This window comes from Halalkalibaculum roseum, assembly GCF_011059145.1.
Classification (GTDB): Bacteria; Bacteroidota; Rhodothermia; order Balneolales; family Balneolaceae; genus Halalkalibaculum; species Halalkalibaculum roseum.
Window position 1 is genome coordinate 435,148 of record NZ_JAALLT010000001.1, and the last position, 16,395, is coordinate 451,542.

Sequence of the window (16,395 nt, forward strand, 5' to 3'; positions counted from 1 at the left end):
TAGTCTTGAGTTTTGAGTCATGATTCTTGAGTAGATAGGATTGCTGATCCAGGAGTTGAGATTTTTTAGCCCGCCATTTTTGCTGTTTTTATAAATGTACCCATCTGGAACACTGATAAGGTGTTGCTTTGTTTATTTAGTACATGATTAAGAGAAAAAAGTAAAAGAAAATATTCTCAGATAGTAACTGGTTAGGGATAAAAGCACTTGTTTATTCATTGCTGTTATTATTGAATAGATTATTATCTCGTTTATGTCGCTAGAAATTATTTTTGTTCTTTTTCTTTTAGTGGCGGCTTTTTTTCTATTTGCCACCGATTATGTCTCCTTCGATGTTGCCGCCATGATCTTATTATTCAGCCTTCTGGTAACCGGAATTCTGGATTTTGAAGAGGGGCTCTCCGGAATCAGCCATCCTGCTACAGTCGCCATTGCCTCCATGTTCGTACTGAGTGAGGGATTGCGCCGTACGGGTTTGTTGAACAAGGCCGGTGACTATTTTTCAGAGAGGCTACAAGAGAATTTTTACGTATGGATGGTGGTGATGATGCTGTTTATAAGCGGCATGTCGGCCATAATGAACAATACCGCGGTGGTCATAATATTTATTCCTATCCTTATCGAAGTGGCCTCCAAGATTGGTATAAGTGCCTCAAAGCTGCTGATGCCTGTTTCATTTGCAGCCATCATGGGAGGGATCTGTACGCTCATCGGTACCTCCACAAACCTGCTGGTTGCCTCCATTGCCGAAGAACGGGGAGCGGCGGCATTCTCAATGTTTGACTTTACCCCTGTGGGAGTCAGTTTGCTGGTAGTAGGCTACCTGTTTCTGCTGATATTCGGTATAAATATGATACCTGCACGCCGATCTCAGGATGAGGATGAGTTGACCAAGAATTTTGAAATGCAGGGCTATCTTGCCGATGTGGTAGTGGAACCCAATTCAGATCTGGTTGGCGGAGTACTGGATGAAGAAGAACTCACGAAGCGTCTGGATCTGGATGTTCTCCGAATCATGAAACCAGATCGTAACCGTTCGGCACAACGTTCTGAAATTAAGGTTGAGGTGGGTGATGTATTTCGGATTCGGGCAAACCCCGAGGAGTTGAATAAACTGTTGCAGAAAGAAGACTTTTCTTCCCGTGCCGCAAAAGAATGGTTCGATGTGGACCTGGAGCATGGTCGTGACGCATTGATAGAGGCTATTGTTACCCCGGAATCAAGTCTGGAGGGCAAAAGTCTAAATGAAATTGATTTCTATGAACGGTTTGGGGCAGTACCGCTCGCAATAAGGCACAAAGGTGAGCTTCAGCACGATGATCTGGGAGAAGTGAAAATCTCAGGAGGTGACAGCCTGCTTCTCAGCCTGAGTTCCGATCGCATTTCGGAAATTGAAAAAGACTCTACCTTTGTTGTTGCCTCCAAATTGGGTGTGATGTCTCAGCGTAAAGACAAAACATTCATGGCACTCAGTATACTCTTGGGTGTAGTGCTGGTAGCGGCCTTTGAAATATTACCTATAGCAATCAGTGCAGGTACCGGTGTGATACTCATGATTTTGACAGGCTGTATCACCACCGAAGAGGCCTACCAGGCAGTAAACTGGAAAATCATTATGTTACTGGCCGGAGTTATTCCGTTAGGGCTTGCTATGGATAAGACCGGAGCGGCGTCTCTTCTGGCGGAGGGACTGATAGAAACACTTCAAGGTTTTGGCCCGCGCGCCCTGCTTGGGGGATTTTACCTTTTGACGATGCTCATGTCAGCGGTCATGTCAACCAATGCTTCGGCTGCTTTGGTAGCACCGCTGGCCATACAGATTGCCAACTCCATAGGGGTAAATCCTGAGCCGTTCGTGATCAGCGTATCCTATGCAGCGTCGCTTACTTTTCTCACTCCATTCGGACATCACGCGAATACCCTGATATATGGTGCCGGACAGTATAAGTTTACTGACTTTACCAAGGTAGGATTGCCGATTAATATTCTCTTTTGGGCTCTAGCTACTTACCTGATACCGGTTATTTGGCCATTTTAGATAATCTTACCACTTAGACTCTAAGTGAACCGGGTGCCTTAGTTGTAATTATAGATCAAAAAGCGATTTGAGGGCAACTGCCACACCATTGGTCCATCCGAAGCCATCCTGTAGGGGGTATTCCCCGCCTCCGGCTTCCAGCGATAGATCACATACGTTATACTTTTCCATCATCTTGCCGGTTCGGTTGAAGACCGACTCATTTAGCTTTAGCCAACGCTTAGCGATTGTCTTTGCAAGTGGATTATGACCGTAATTCATCAAACCCTGAACAGCAATCCACTGCAGCGGAGCCCAACCGTTGGGGTGATCCCACTGCTGTCCCGTGCTGTGTAGTGAAGTTACAAGCCCGCCTTCTTTTAGAAATTTGTCCTCCAAAGCATGGGCAATAAAATCTGCCTGTTCGTCACTGGCCAATCCGGTATAGATCGGGTAAGCACCTGCCATTGACCAAACTTCGGTTCGTGATCCCTGTTCCAAATCGAAATCAAAGTAAAATTCCTTTTCCTGATCCCAGAAAAGATCGTCAAAAGCAGTTTTGCGTTGAAGTGAGGCTTCTACATAACGCTGCTCTTTTGTCCACTGTCCCAACCGGTGTTCCAAATACCAGAGCAGGGCGTTCAAATCTACGGGTAAAATCTCAGTTGTTCGTATGGTTTTCAACGACTCTTCATCCCTGAACCAGCGGCTGGTGAAGTCCCAACCCGATTCGGCGCCCGCCCGAAGGTGTCGGTAACGCACTTCAGATTGTTTGGGATCAAGATCGGTAGCCAACTCAAAATCCTCTCGCCAGGATTCTTCACGAGGGAGGGGCCGATCATCCCAATAGCGATTTAAAATACAGCCTTCTTTCTTGACCACTCTTCCGTGTGTTTCACCTTCTGAAAGGTCACTGCTACCTTCCATCCAGAAGTCGTACTCCTGTTTTAAAGCGGGTATAAATTCTTCAATCGCTTCTTCTCCTTCCATTCGTGCAATCAGGTCAACAAGCATCACAAAAAAGGGAGGCTGAGAGCGACTGACATAATAATAACGGTTTCCATTTGGTACGTGACCAACTTTCTCAATTAGGTAGGCAAAATTTCTCGTCAGGTTTTTGACTGTATCCAAACGGCCGGCTGCCGCCAGACCTTCTGCCGTAAAGTAGGTATCCCAGTAGTAGATTTCCCGGAAGCGACCACCCGGTACAATATAGGGATGGGGAAGGGGAATCAAGGTGCTGAAATCGGAGACCTCTTCATCGGGCCGGCGGCTGAGGTAATCCCACAACTTCTCGATATGTTTATCCATCGTTTCACCGGATTTAAATACTTCCGTCTCATCCTCATCCGGCATCCGGAAGTACTCGTAGACAAAGGCTTTTAGGTTGAAATGCGGTTTTGATCGTTGTTCGTTATAGGCACTTCGGATCTCTTCAGGATTGGTTTTGGGAATGCAGTCAACAAAAGTCTTGGAATCCTTGAAGATTCCTGACTGCTGAACATCTTCGAATAGGGGACCGCTGAGTTGAATAAACCTATCAACTATCTCCGGGTTGATTGTTTTCATAGTCTATCTTTCTGCCACTGATTTACACAGATTATATGTTATTGACATAGTAGTAAAAAGGGAGGAGGTTGGAAAGAGTTAGGTATAAGGTATAGGGTATAGGGTATAAGGAGAATGATAGAAGCAACTTTATGGGATTCTCCATCTTCAAAGACCTGTGTAATCTGCGGCTTATACCTAATCCGTTAAGCTCTCAAATTTGAAATCTTTTCGCAGTTTACGATAGGGGAAAAGTATCAGCAGCATGATTCCCATGGGTATCAGTGTGAGATAAAATGCTGTAATTCCATCAAGATGATCAAACATAAATCCGGTAAAAATAGAACCGGTGGTACCGCCAAGGGCAGAGAAAATGACAATGAGACCGGTCATGCCGCTCTGCTTTGTTTTTGGGAGCTTGCTGAGCACAGTAGAGCTGAGCGTGGGATAAATAGGCGCAAGAAATAGACCAATCAATGGGAATATATAGGCTGCAAAAGGAGCGCTCAACCAACCCTGTACGGAACCCTCTTCTATGCCACCGGCTAGCGGCAGAACCAGGACTACCAGTAACATGGCACTGGCAATACACGAAATGAGAACCCAAAACCAGTTAACTTTCTTCATAACTGCTCCACTAGCCAGACGTCCGATGGCTGTAGTTGCAGCAAAGATGCTGGTCACCTGTACACTCATGGCATCAGGCAATTGCAAGATCTTATTGTTAAAGGTGGGCATCCAGGTTCCGATTCCCTGCTCGATATAAACATATAGAAATACCCCGGCAATAAATATGAGCACCAGAGGAAGGCGTACCAGTCCGATCATTTCGAGGAAACTTTTCTTGATATCCTGGTTATCGGCCTGCACTTCGCTTTCATCGAGTTCAGTGAAAACCAGCAGAACGAATGCGGCAGCTGAGATAGCGGCCAGTACCCAATAGGTATCAAGCCAGGTGGCTCCGGGAGTATGATTCGCCCAATCAATAAATCCTCCAAAGAGCCAGTAGCCTAAAAGTACCCCTATCATAAATATACCCTCCAGCATATTCATAAAACTGCTGTGTTCGTTGGAGTCGTCGGTAATTAATCCCACCGTGGAGTAGACCGATACTTTTATGAGTGCAAAGCTCACTCCTACAGTTGCAAAGAGTATTTTAGTCATCAGGAAACCTCCGGTGAGGCGCATCACAATAGCTGCGACCGTGACAAATGCCAGTCCGGCCAGCATAGATTTTTTGTAGCCGAACTTCGGTATGTAGGAGGCGATGAGGAAGGATGCAATGGCAATGGAGAGATCCTTATAACCTTCGAGTACACTGGCAGAACTGGGATCGATCTGGTACTCATTGATCACCTGCAGGATGACGGTCCCCACGCTGTTCAGGAGAATGGCAAACACGAAGTAATTTAAGAACAGCGAGAGCTTAATTTTCCAGTGTTTCATAATGGGGTACTATGCTTGTAATTAGTTGGTTGCCATGCCGGTAGGACATTTACACCGATAATCAACGCTTATTTAATGAATTAAAAGGGTTTTTAAAAATGAGCCACTATGTTGTTACACAGATATACTCAGAGTAGCGCAAATTTGTACTGAGAATAAATGATTCAATTTTAAGCTCTGTGTACCTCTGTGTAATAGAGACCTATCTCGTACCCAATGGTTGCATGCTATCCCATTCGGCCGCGATCCGGTCGAGTTCTTTTTTGAGTGTGTTATAGCGAGAGTAGGCATCACTGCCCGGACGCTGGTCAGCGCGGATGGTCATGTAATACATATACTCAAGCTGGTCAATGAGCATCGGCGGAGGGTAACTGCCTTCTTCGGAAGTGACGAGTTCAGCATGCAGCTCATTCAATTTCTCCATCATAGCAGAACTGACTTCCCCATCTTCCGATTCTTGCAGATGCGAACGAGCCGAATCGATCTCAGCCGCTATGCGCTGTGCTTTGCCGATGGCATCGCGAACCTTAAGATTGTGTTTCATCTGGGCCACCATATCCGATTGGGTAACACCTGCCTCCTCTATGCGTGGGTCAATCAGAATGTTAAGGGGTTGTTCCACAGTTTGACTACCCACCGAAAGTTTTACGGTATATGAACCGGGTACCGTCATCGGGCCGGCACCGACACCGAAATAGGTCTCGCCGTCTTCAGAAGGGACAGTTTCTCCCGGATAGCGTAAATTCCAGATAAAACGATTATGACCCTCTTTAAGCTTTAAGTCTCCGGCATAATCAGGTATGGTACCGGGCGCCATCATGTTTATTTCATCATTGTCGCCCTCTTCATTGTCGGTTTGATCCTCATTTTCAGTAACCCCGACAAAATTGCGAACCGTTTCTCCATCTTCATTAATAAATTGAAGAACCACCGGCTCATCCGGCAGCACCTCGAGATAGAAGTCGACCATCGCGCCGGCATCAATATATTCAGGTACCCCTCGCGAACCGCGATAGCGCATTCGATAGGCATCTCGCGGTCTAAAGAGATGTAGGGATTCACTGATCATGTTTTCATCAGCCTGATGCAAGAGACTGAGGTTATCCAGTATCCAGAAACCACGACCCATGGTAGAAAGAACGAGATCTTTGCGGTGAACCTTGATATCGGTGATTGGTGAGTTGGGCAGTCCATATTGCAGTTGCTGCCAATGTGCTCCGTCATCAAAAGAGATGAAAAAACCGAAATCGGTTCCCGCGTAGAGCAGACCTTTGCGGTCGGGATCTTCACGAATCACACGGGTAGGGAAATCGGCAGGTATACCATTTTCACCGGTTGTAAGTCGTGTCCAGCTCTTACCGTAATCTTCGGTTTTATAGATATAGGGTGAAAAATCATCGAGGAAGCGTCGATGTACCGCAATATAGGCTGTTCCCGCGGCATGTGGGGAGGGTTCTATGGCATCCACGCGTCCGTTAGGAGGCAGATCTTTAGGCGTTATATCGGTCCACGATTCTCCTCCGTTTCGTGTGATGTGAACGGGACCGTCATTGGCACCTACCCAGATTACCTGGGGATCATGCGGTGACTCCTGAATGGAGTAGAGGGTACTGTAATGTTCTTCGCCTGTGATATCACGGGTGATAGGTCCACCGGAAGGCATCTGGTATTGCGGTTTGAAAGCCGTTAAGTCCGGACTGATGCGTTTCCATGTTTGTCCTCCGTTTTCAGTTTTATGCACATATTGTGAGGTGTTATATACCACACTGGAATCATGCGGCGATACTTCAATAGGAACCACGCGCTGGAACCGGTATGAGAGCTCTGCCGGATTGCGTCCGTACATGTATTCGGCCCCGACCCAAAACTGTTTTTCCTGTCCGGTTTCCCAGTTATATTGCCCGAAACGGCCCTTGCAGTTGGCGTAGGTTATATTCGGATTATTGGGAGTAGGTACCGCAGGACCTGTTTCGCATCCTCCTATATCATGCCAAAGGGCGCCGGTGGCCAGATCACTTTCTGCCGGCGGCAGGCTGGGTACGGCGATGGTTGTATTATCCTGTTGGCCTGCATAGAGCCAGTAGGGAAAGCGGTCGTCAACATGCACTTGGTAGAGTTCAGCGGTAGGCTGGTTATGCTGTGTTGACCAGGTTTTACCTCCGTCCAGCGTTACTGTTGCTCCACCATCATTGCCCTGGATCTGGATGTCCGGATTGTCCGGATTTACCCACAGATCATGAACATCTGCATGGGTGACACGCCTACGTTCGAAGGTTTTACCTCCATCCACTGAAACCCAATACCTCACATTACCGACATAGACTTTATCGGGGTTCTTGGTATCGGCCGTGACATTTGTAAAGTAGAAAGGGCGATTCATGATACCGGAGGTATCACTGACCAGTGTCCAGCTCTCACCTCGGTCGTCAGATCGGTACAATCCTTCTTCCTCATCCGGAGCTTCAAACAAGGCATATACGCGATCAGGATCTGCCGGGGTCACTGCAAAATCTGCCTTGCCCGTTAAGCCTTGTGGTAGCCCCTCGGTAAGTTTTTTCCATGTATCGCCACCATCGGTCGACTTGTAGAGACCGTTTTCTTTTGCGGCTCCGCTGATGATGGTCCACGGTTTACGCTCGGCGCGCCACATGGCAGCATAAATTTCATCTGGATTTTCGGGATTCAGTTCCAGGTCAATTGCCCCGGTAGTGTCGGATGCGAAGAGTACCTTTTCCCAGTTTTCACCTCCATCCGTCGATCGAAAAACACCACGCTGTGGATTGGGACCGAAGGGGTGGCCAAGTGCTGCAACGTATACACGATCAGGGTTTTCGGGATGCACTTCAACAGCTCCAATCTGTCCGGCATCTTCGAGGCCGAGATAAGTCCAGCTTTCGCCTGCGTCTGTTGATTTATACATACCTTTTCCCGTGGTGACATTGGCTCTAATACCATCAGTACCGGTTCCCACATAGATGATACTGGTATCAGAATCGGCTACTTCGATAGCGCCAATGGAAGTACTGGCAAAACCGTGGCCGTCACTGATATTAGTCCAGCTCTGACCGTAGTCCTCCGTTTTCCAGACGCCACTTCCACCGGCTGCTCCCATATAGAATTTGTGCGGGTGAGCACGGTGTCCTTCTACCGCTGTCACGCGACCTCCACGCGTGGGTCCAACTGTACGGAACTCCATGTCACGAAACAGCGTCGTATCGATAGCAACATCCCCGAGGGAACTGCTCTGTGCCGGACTGAAATCCGGAGTGGTAAGACAGGTTAAAAGACTAAGAATAGAAAGCAGGAAGAGGTATAATAGATTTCGCATGGTGGAAAGTGTGGTGATACTGATTGTTTTAGGCTGTATTAAAACTGAATATAATTAATGAAATAGCGGGAGATATGAAAATTTATATGGAACACGGGTACCACGGATTAGGGCGGATTTTCACAGTTTTATTTTCCGGTTTTCTTAGTGAAGCTCTGTGCCTACTCTGTGAGACTCTGTGTAATAGCTCATATAGCACTGCACTAAGTATTAGGCAAAAATTTTTCAGACTGTGCCATTACTCCATACTCATTATCCACCAAGATATCCGCCATTTTTTTATGCTTGCTGACAATCTCGTGTTCAATCTTCAGCACTTCTTCATTAAAAGGGATGATAGGATCACGGGCTCGTTTAACCCGGTCCGAATAGGTGTCCTGATAATTTCTTAGCATAAATATTTTACAGTCAATACGCTCCAGGAGGGTCACATAGGTGCCTTCGGCAATGACTACATCTACATCAGAGATCTCAACAATGACCTCACGTATTTTATTTTCACGGTAGTGTACCAGTGGTTTTTTGAGCTGATCGGTTCCTTTCTTGCAGCTGTCAATATGTTGCTGCAGCAGTTCAAGGTTGACCTCCTCAGGTCCCACGTGAACGATATTTTCAACCCGACGGTCGTGGTTATCCTTGGGCGGCAGCTTAAAATAGTCATCCATGTGAAAGATGAAACAGGAATATCCCATTTCTTTAAGTACTTCTTCAATGGCGAGACTGAGTGTCGATTTACCGCTTCCCGACTCCCCGCCTACCGTCATGGCAAACACTGATTCGGTTGACCGTAGCCGGCTCTCAATTAGCTTGACGATTTCTTTAGCCGGCGGCAGATGATGCGGTTTTATACGTATGATGTCTCCTATCAATGCAATATTTTTTAACACTTAGGCACTTTATACACTGAGTGACTTAGTGGTTATTATGTTTTATAGCTTGAAGTAAAAATAACAGCCCGGAGGCACTGTAGCTAAGACGTTCTTTACCTTCGGGTTTCAAAGAGTCAGAGGCAATATATTCACAAAATCCGGGTGATTCCGGGTTCTCAATTTCCATCCACGATGTGAGCATATCTTCGGCCGGTTTAGTATTTCCGTTTTGACTCATTCCCCAGCCAAAAAGTCCCATCCACACCGGCCAAATGCCTCCATTGTGAAAATGGTGTGCTTCATTTTTAAATTCGTAACTGTAATTATCCTTGAGTTCGGACCAGGCAGAATCTCCCGGTTTTATGACCGGCCAGAATGCAGGGAGGAGATTAGTGCCAATTTCATCAAATATCTTCCGGGTATACTGCAGAATCTTTTCTTTCTGTACGGAATCAGCCAGGCCGAGGTTTAGGGCAAGACCATGTCCCGCAGCATCGAAATGCCTGTTATACCCCCTTGGATCGATGGCACAGGCGAAATGTTGTAATTCACTCTCAGCAATCTCTTCAAAGCAACGCTTGTGGTAGATGGCAGGGTGGTCGATAACCGATGAATCCGGCCAGAAATTAATAGCTATACGCTCCCTTATGATACGGGATTGCACGGCACGGTCTTCATCGTCGTAAAGTTCTGAGTAAAGCTCAAGCGCCCATAGTCTCAGGCAGTTATCGTAGAGAGTATGACCCTGAACGGGGTACTCATCTGCCCAGTTCCCACTGAGCGGGGTGTACAGCAATCCTCTTCCATTAAATTCCCAGCGGTCCAGTATTTCAAGAGCCAGCATCAGGTTGGGCTGCAGTTCACGCTTCAGTTTTCCATCTCCGGTGTGTCGCAAAAAATGTAAGGCCCCGACGACAAACCAGGAAGTTGCATCCACCCGTCCTGCCAGTCCGCCATAGCTGATATCCGGATCACCCTCGTCGGGCAAAACGTTGGATGGGATCATGCCATGGGGGTGTTGGTATTCGGCCAGGGTCAGAACAGATTTTCTGAAGACTTCCAGAATATCCGGTTCTTCAAAAGGCAATGCGGCAATCCCTGCAACCATGGCATCACGTGACCATAAGCACCGGTAGTTGTCCTGGGCTTCGGGACTTGCCATAATACCGAAATCGGCAGTGGCCTCCCGAAGCAATTGCAGTGCTTGGCTTTCCAAAATCTCTAAATCCATACATTAAAGTACAGTATGATAGTGATTACGATAAGAACGAGGCCGGCTCCCTGATAACGGTAATTCTTATACCAGGCAAGTTCTTTCAATTCCTGGGTCTCTTTTTTAAACCCGGAAATCTGCCATACCGTATTTTCTACTACTTCGTTTGAAGGAGGAGGGGCGGTATAGCTTCCGATGACATGCGCCAGCACGCAGACTCCAAAGTGAATTCCGGTCATATAGAGAAAGTCAATCAACTGCTCGCTCGTATTGAAAATAATAGCAAAAAGCGTCAATAAAGCACCTACAATAGCACACCAAAGTGCACCTCTTTCATTGGCCCGTTTCCAGAAGAGACCGACTACAAAGAGCGCTATTATAGGTGGACTGAACCAGGAGAGAACGTACTGTAGGTAATCCCAGAGCTTTTCAAAGTGTTGTATCTGCGGAGCCCACAAAACGGCAATGATCATTACCGTGGCTGTAATCCAGCGGCCGATGCCCATTAATTCAGCCTGGTTTTTGTCAGGATGAAGCTTCTGGTAGAAGTCCATTGTGATGAGAGTGGATACCGAGTTAAGACCCGAGTCGATACTCGACATCATCGCGGCAATTAATCCTGCCAGTACCAACCCAAGGATACCAATAGGCAGCAAGTCGAACATCATAGTGGGATAAACCGTATCCACTTCAGTAATTTCGGGATAGAGTACGCGTGCAAAAGCACCCGGCATAATCATAATAAAGAGAATGAGCAGTTTCAGAAAACCGGCAAACATGGCTCCCCACTGTCCTTCCTGGGTTGTTTTGGAGGCAAGGGCACGCTGGGTGATATACTGATTTGTACCCCAGAAGTAGAAGCCGAGCAAAAAGACTCCGGTAATGAGTCCGGGCCAAGGCAGCTCTTCATCCGAGGCAGGTTTTATAATATCGAAGTGAGAAGGGTCGGTTACTGCCATGACTTCCGAGAGCCCGCCGGATTGTTCCCAGGCAAACCAGGTAATAATTATAGATCCTATAATCAGTATGACGGCCTGAATGGCATCAGTTATAACAACTGCTGAAAGACCCCCTGTAATGGTATAGATACCTGCGATGACAGCGAGACCGGTTATGACCATCCATAGGGGTATTCCGGGGAATATCAATTGAATAACAATTCCACCGGCATATAGGGTGGCGGAGATATCTACAAATACATTCAGGACGATGGCTATGAAGGATGCATAGGCCCTTGCATTGTAATCATAGCGCCTTTCCAGATACTCGGGGATAGTGAATATCCGATTACGCAGGTAGAAGGGAAGAAAGAAAACCGCAAAGATGATAAGGACAACAATGGCCATCCACTCGTAGCTGAATACCGAAAAGCCGGCTCCATCAGCGTAACCGGAACCTGTGAGACCGATTAATGTATTGCTTGAGATGTTCGAAGCAAAAAGAGAAAAACCGATCAACGGCCAGGTGAGGCTTCGGCCGGCAAGAAAATAGTCTTCGGCTCCTTTGTGACGTTTACCTATCCAGAAGCCAAGGATCAAAACCCCTACGATATAGGCAACGACAATAACCATGTCGATTAACGCTAGATTGAAATCAGGCATAGATTGTCCCCTTTTATTGTGCCATCTTTGGTGATATACCCCTCAAAGTAGACGGTTAAAAAATTAATTTAATATTTAATGAATTACGCGGAGATATGAAAATATAGTACACAGATTCGGCGGATTGGGATAGATAGGTGCAGATTGGAGCAATATTTTTAAAGGATAAGTAACTCTCTGTGTGTCTCTCTGCGCTACTCTGAGTGCCTCTGTGAAATTGTCTAAATAATTACTTGATAGGAAAAGTAAAAGAAAAACGCGTGCCAATAGTGTTGGAGATATCGAGTCGGGCATCCAGCTGATTCTTGAACGTCTCAATCAGCATCATCCCCAGTGAACTGCTCGTGCTGATATCAAAATCCTCGGGAATTCCGTGCCCGTTATCGGCGATGACCAGTCTGGCATTACCGTTATGTTTCTTCATAACGATCTTCAAGGATCCTTTCTCCTTGTTCTTAAATCCATGTTTAAAGGAATTAACAACGATTTCGTTGATCAATAGTCCGCATGGAATTGCCTGGTCAATGTCGAGGCTGAGGTCATCGATTTCAAAATTCAACGTGATCTCCTGTTGCGGACCGATAAAAGTATCATGCAGACTTCGAACCAGCTCTTCCACATACTGCGACATTTCAATATCGGTCAGGCTGGAAGTTCTATAGAGCTTGTCATGCACCAGCGCCATGGATTTCAGGCGAGATTGGCTATTCTTCAGCGCTATTTTTGTCTGTTCGTTCTCAGTACCGTCCAGCTGAAGCTCAAACAATCCGGACATTATAGCTAAGTTATTCTTTACCCGGTGATGAATTTCCTTTAGTAGTATCTCCTTATCCTCCAGAGATTGCTTTAGATCCTCAGTTTTGCTTTTAACGGTTGAGCGAAGCGAGATGATCCAGCCGATAGCCACTAATGTGATGATGATACCGATCGATCCCCATAAAACCATCTGATTTCGGGATATGCCCACCACTTCCAGTTCCTCGGGAAAGCGGAGGTGGACTTTATAGGTGCTCTCCTCTTCGCCATCGGCTTCGGGTTCATACAGGCTTAATATACCGGTTATCCGAACTTCGTCCCCAATACTGATGGATTCAAAATCAAACTGCTGGTAAGAGGTGTGAAAATTAGTAACGTAAGCCATAATGGCATCTTTGGGGTTGCCGCTTGGAGAAATCATCAGGTATTTTCCATTAAAGCGACTTCCTTTGCCGATTACGGTTCCCAAACCGTTTACCAACATACCTTCGTATTTTTGTAAGTCTTCAAGGGCTTTTGTGAGTGAAATTTCTAACGGTTTTATGCCGGTGTTGGGGAAAACCCTGTAGTTAATCACATTTATTTCAACAAGTCCGTAGTACTCTTGGACCACTCCGGTAGCAACTACGCTATCTCCGGGACTTACCGGCTCATCATACGAACTCGAAAAAAGAGAAAGACCGATTGAATCTTGCTGGATGAAGATTTGCATGAAACGTTGATGGAGCAGTCCGGTTGCTATGTTGGATAAACCTGAAACGGTTACCGTATCACCCAACATATCGGGCTTGCCATTGCCATTACTGTCATATTTGATCTGTGATAAGTCCGTAAGGCTTGGAGCAGATAGTACCTGTTCATCTGCTTCCTGAAGAGAGTCAGATGCAGTGGCATCCTGAATCCCGGCAAGTGTAATTACGGGGAAGCAAAAAAGTAATAGCCATAGTAAAGCGTATTGCATGGTCATACCATACCCGCTCTTGAATTTAGTCATTAATGTATCCTAAGCCTGTAGTCAATATGTAATCCTTTCTGAAACCTAAATCAACTTACGGTTTATCCGATGAAATGCAATGGGTTTTTCTATAAGTACAGAGTAGCTCTAAATATGATATTATATTGAAAATACTTTAGTTTATTTTGTCACTATTCTAAAATCGCCCTAATTATGAAAGATAAGTACGAGCAGCTACGCACCCTTTCTCCACTCAGCATTGCTCTAATATATTTTCTTGCAGCCGGTCTGTGGATTATCTTGACAGACTACACGCTAACCGCAGTTTTTAAGAATAGTCCTCTTGTCAATCAATTTCAGACTTACAAGGGGATGTTATTTGTCGGGCTGACATCAGTTGGACTCTACTTTCTTATCAGCAAATACAGTGAATTTTTACTCGATCAGGGAGAAAGGTTGAAAGGTGTACGTTCGGAACTGAAGTCCGACAGAAAACTGATTGATATACTTTTTGAAAAAATCCCGGTATTTATCACCATCTATGATCCCAACTATGAAAAATTTGAGGTCAACAGAGAGTTTGAAAAGGTAACGGGGTGGACCAATCAGGATGCCAGAACGTTAAATCTATTTGAAGCGTGTTTTCCGGATCAGGAAATTAGGGAGGACGTGGCTGAGTTTATGGAAAATCCAGGTATGGGTTGGAAGGACTTTCCTCTTAAGACAAAATCAGGAAAAAAGCTGGAAACCTCATGGACAAATATAAAGCTCACCGATAATACCTCGGTCGGTATTGGTATTGACATGACTGAAACAAAAGCCTCACAAAACCGGCTCAAGTCATCACAAGAACTTTTGAATAATGTATTTGAGAGTTTGGAGGAGAGCGTCATTTTGGTGGAACCCAATACCCGAATAATCAGAGATTGCAACAAGGCAGCAGAGAAAATATTCGGGTATAAAAAAGATGAGCTTATCGGTCATTCAACGCGCTTTCTTCATGTTGACGAAGCACACTATCAGCAATTCGAAGAATTGGGAAAGGAAGCTCTTGATCAGCATGGTACCTTTAAGACCGAATTCAAGTTAAAAAAGAAAAACGGTGAGATATTCTATTCCGAACATACGGTAACTTTGGTATACGACAAACAAGGAGAGGTTGACCGGGTGGTAAGCGTGGTGCGCGACATCACCGATAGAAAGAATTTCGAAAAAGAGTTGAAGCACCGTCAAAAGAGGCTGCTTCGCTCACAAAGGATTGGAAAGATAGGGGACTGGGAATTTATTCCTTCCCAAGATAAGATTAACTGGTCACCAATGATGTACCGTATTTTTGAAAAGGATTCTGCATCATTCCAACCATCTTTTGATGATATCAAAGCCATGTATATAGGCGATGATTATGAAAAACATCAGAAAGTTATTCAGAATGCTATTGAAACCGGTGAGTCTTTCGATGTTGACCTGAAGCTGAAAACGGGTAAGGGAAACTATAAGATTATCAGAGCGATTGGCCAAACAGAACGACAGGATGAGGGCAAAGTTGAAAAACTGGTGGGCACGGTTCAGGACATTACTGAGCGTAAACGATTTGAAGAAGCCTTACAGGAAAATGAGCGAAGACTTAAGAATATTACGAATAATATACCCGGAGTTGTTTTTCAGTATAAGATAACCCCTGATGGATCTGATGGTCTACAATATGTAAGTGATGGTTCTGAACGTATTTGGGGTGTTTCAGCTGAGAAAGCTATAAAAAACAATGATGCAATCTGGGATCGTATACACGATTCTGATATTGATCTGGTAAAAAAATCTATTCAAAAATCTGCAGAAAATTTAAGCCGTTGGGACGAAGAGTGGCGATACGTAAAGCCTGATGGTTCAGAGCGCTGGCAGCATGGGATCGGAATTCCACGTGTAGAGGAAGATGGCAGCATTTTATGGGACTCCGTAATTTTTGATATAACTGAAAGAAAAAGGCTCAGGGAACAGGTATTTCAATCTGTAATTGAAGGGGAAGACCGAGAGCGGAAACGTATTGCCCGTGAGCTGCATGACGGTATAGGTCAGTATTTAACGGCAGCAAATATGAACCTGGAAGCCATCAAAAAAGATGTAAAGAAACTACCTGAAAAAAGAGAGAATCAGTTTGTAAAGGGATTAAGCCTGCTCAATGAATCCATCAATGAGATTCGAAGCATATCACAGAATTTAATGCCGAAAGCCATTGAGGATTATGGCTTGGTGAGAGCAGTTGAGGCTCTTATTGAAAGCTTTAGAGACAGCACGGAAATTGTGTTCTATTTCAATAGTAAAATTCATGAAGAAGAACTTGGAGAACGCAGAAAGGTAAATATTTACCGTATTATTCAAGAGGCCGTACAAAATGCTGTAAAACATTCCGAATGTTCAAATGTCTCCATTCAGCTCTACCAGGAGAATGAAATGATTTATCTTACGGTAGAGGATAATGGAAAAGGCATTTCGTCGCCAAATAAAGGTGTTGGAGAAAATCATCATGGGAATGGGCTGGGTATAAAAAGTATGCGAAGCAGGGCAAAAGCATTGTCAGCTTCCCTCGTTTTAGACAGCGCTCCCGGCAAAGGATCGGTTATTTCGCTGGGCATTCCTCTAACCGACAATTAAGCCCAAGCTTATC

9 protein-coding genes are annotated in these 16,395 nt (G+C 45.4%); 2 read left to right on the forward strand and 7 right to left on the reverse strand.

What is annotated here, in order from left to right; all coding sequences use genetic code 11:
* Positions 1-253: 253 nt before the first annotated feature.
* Entirely contained in the window at positions 254-2,038 is a 1,785-nt protein-coding gene (locus tag G3570_RS01755; protein WP_165138559.1) for an SLC13 family permease, read from the forward strand.
* Between the two features lie 48 nt (positions 2,039-2,086).
* On the opposite strand, the gene treF is transcribed toward G3570_RS01755, so the two are convergent.
* The 7 genes from treF to G3570_RS01790 all read right to left on the reverse strand — a co-directional run bounded on the left by treF (position 2,087) and on the right by G3570_RS01790 (position 13,772).
* Positions 2,087-3,586, reverse strand: coding sequence for an alpha,alpha-trehalase TreF (gene treF / locus G3570_RS01760; protein ID WP_165138561.1), 1,500 nt, complete (start codon positions 3,584-3,586; stop codon positions 2,087-2,089).
* A gap of 177 nt (positions 3,587-3,763) precedes the next feature.
* Positions 3,764-5,011 (reverse strand): MFS transporter, encoded by a 1,248-nt coding sequence (locus tag G3570_RS01765; protein ID WP_165138563.1) that lies wholly within the window; start codon positions 5,009-5,011, stop codon positions 3,764-3,766.
* 202 nt (positions 5,012-5,213) lie between these two features.
* The gene (locus tag G3570_RS01770) at positions 5,214-8,339 is read right to left on the reverse strand and encodes a WD40/YVTN/BNR-like repeat-containing protein (RefSeq protein ID WP_249066576.1); all 3,126 of its coding nucleotides are present in this window, start codon (positions 8,337-8,339) and stop codon (positions 5,214-5,216) included.
* Between the two features lie 203 nt (positions 8,340-8,542).
* The gene (locus tag G3570_RS01775) at positions 8,543-9,226 is read right to left on the reverse strand and encodes a hypothetical protein (RefSeq protein ID WP_165138565.1); all 684 of its coding nucleotides are present in this window, start codon (positions 9,224-9,226) and stop codon (positions 8,543-8,545) included.
* Positions 9,227-9,251: 25 nt separating this feature from the next.
* Entirely contained in the window at positions 9,252-10,439 is a 1,188-nt protein-coding gene (locus G3570_RS01780; RefSeq protein WP_165138567.1) for a glucosidase family protein, read from the reverse strand.
* Entirely contained in the window at positions 10,430-12,022 is a 1,593-nt protein-coding gene (locus G3570_RS01785) for a sodium:solute symporter (RefSeq protein WP_165138569.1), read from the reverse strand. The genes G3570_RS01780 and G3570_RS01785 overlap by 10 nt, the downstream gene beginning before the upstream one ends.
* Positions 12,023-12,251: 229 nt before the next feature.
* The gene (locus G3570_RS01790) at positions 12,252-13,772 is read right to left on the reverse strand and encodes a sensor histidine kinase (protein WP_165138571.1); all 1,521 of its coding nucleotides are present in this window, start codon (positions 13,770-13,772) and stop codon (positions 12,252-12,254) included.
* 174 nt (positions 13,773-13,946) lie between these two features.
* Here G3570_RS01790 and G3570_RS01795 point away from each other — a divergent pair, with 174 nt between their 5' ends.
* The gene (locus tag G3570_RS01795; RefSeq protein ID WP_165138573.1) at positions 13,947-16,382 is read left to right on the forward strand and encodes a PAS domain-containing sensor histidine kinase; all 2,436 of its coding nucleotides are present in this window, start codon (positions 13,947-13,949) and stop codon (positions 16,380-16,382) included.
* The last annotated feature ends 13 nt before the right edge of the window (positions 16,383-16,395 follow it).

Excerpts from the sequence above, each read along its gene's own strand:
- G3570_RS01790 (WP_165138571.1), bottom strand. The coding sequence starts at position 13,772 with ATGACTAAATTCAAGAGCGGGTATGGTATGACCATGCAATACGCTTTA.
- G3570_RS01780 (WP_165138567.1), bottom strand. The coding sequence starts at position 10,439 with ATGGATTTAGAGATTTTGGAAAGCCAAGCACTGCAATTGCTTCGGGAG.
- treF (WP_165138561.1), bottom strand. The coding sequence starts at position 3,586 with ATGAAAACAATCAACCCGGAGATAGTTGATAGGTTTATTCAACTCAGC.
- G3570_RS01765 (WP_165138563.1), bottom strand. The coding sequence starts at position 5,011 with ATGAAACACTGGAAAATTAAGCTCTCGCTGTTCTTAAATTACTTCGTG.
- G3570_RS01755 (WP_165138559.1), top strand. The coding sequence starts at position 254 with ATGTCGCTAGAAATTATTTTTGTTCTTTTTCTTTTAGTGGCGGCTTTT.
- G3570_RS01795 (WP_165138573.1), top strand. The coding sequence starts at position 13,947 with ATGAAAGATAAGTACGAGCAGCTACGCACCCTTTCTCCACTCAGCATT.
- G3570_RS01770 (WP_249066576.1), bottom strand. The coding sequence starts at position 8,339 with ATGCGAAATCTATTATACCTCTTCCTGCTTTCTATTCTTAGTCTTTTA.
- G3570_RS01785 (WP_165138569.1), bottom strand. The coding sequence starts at position 12,022 with ATGCCTGATTTCAATCTAGCGTTAATCGACATGGTTATTGTCGTTGCC.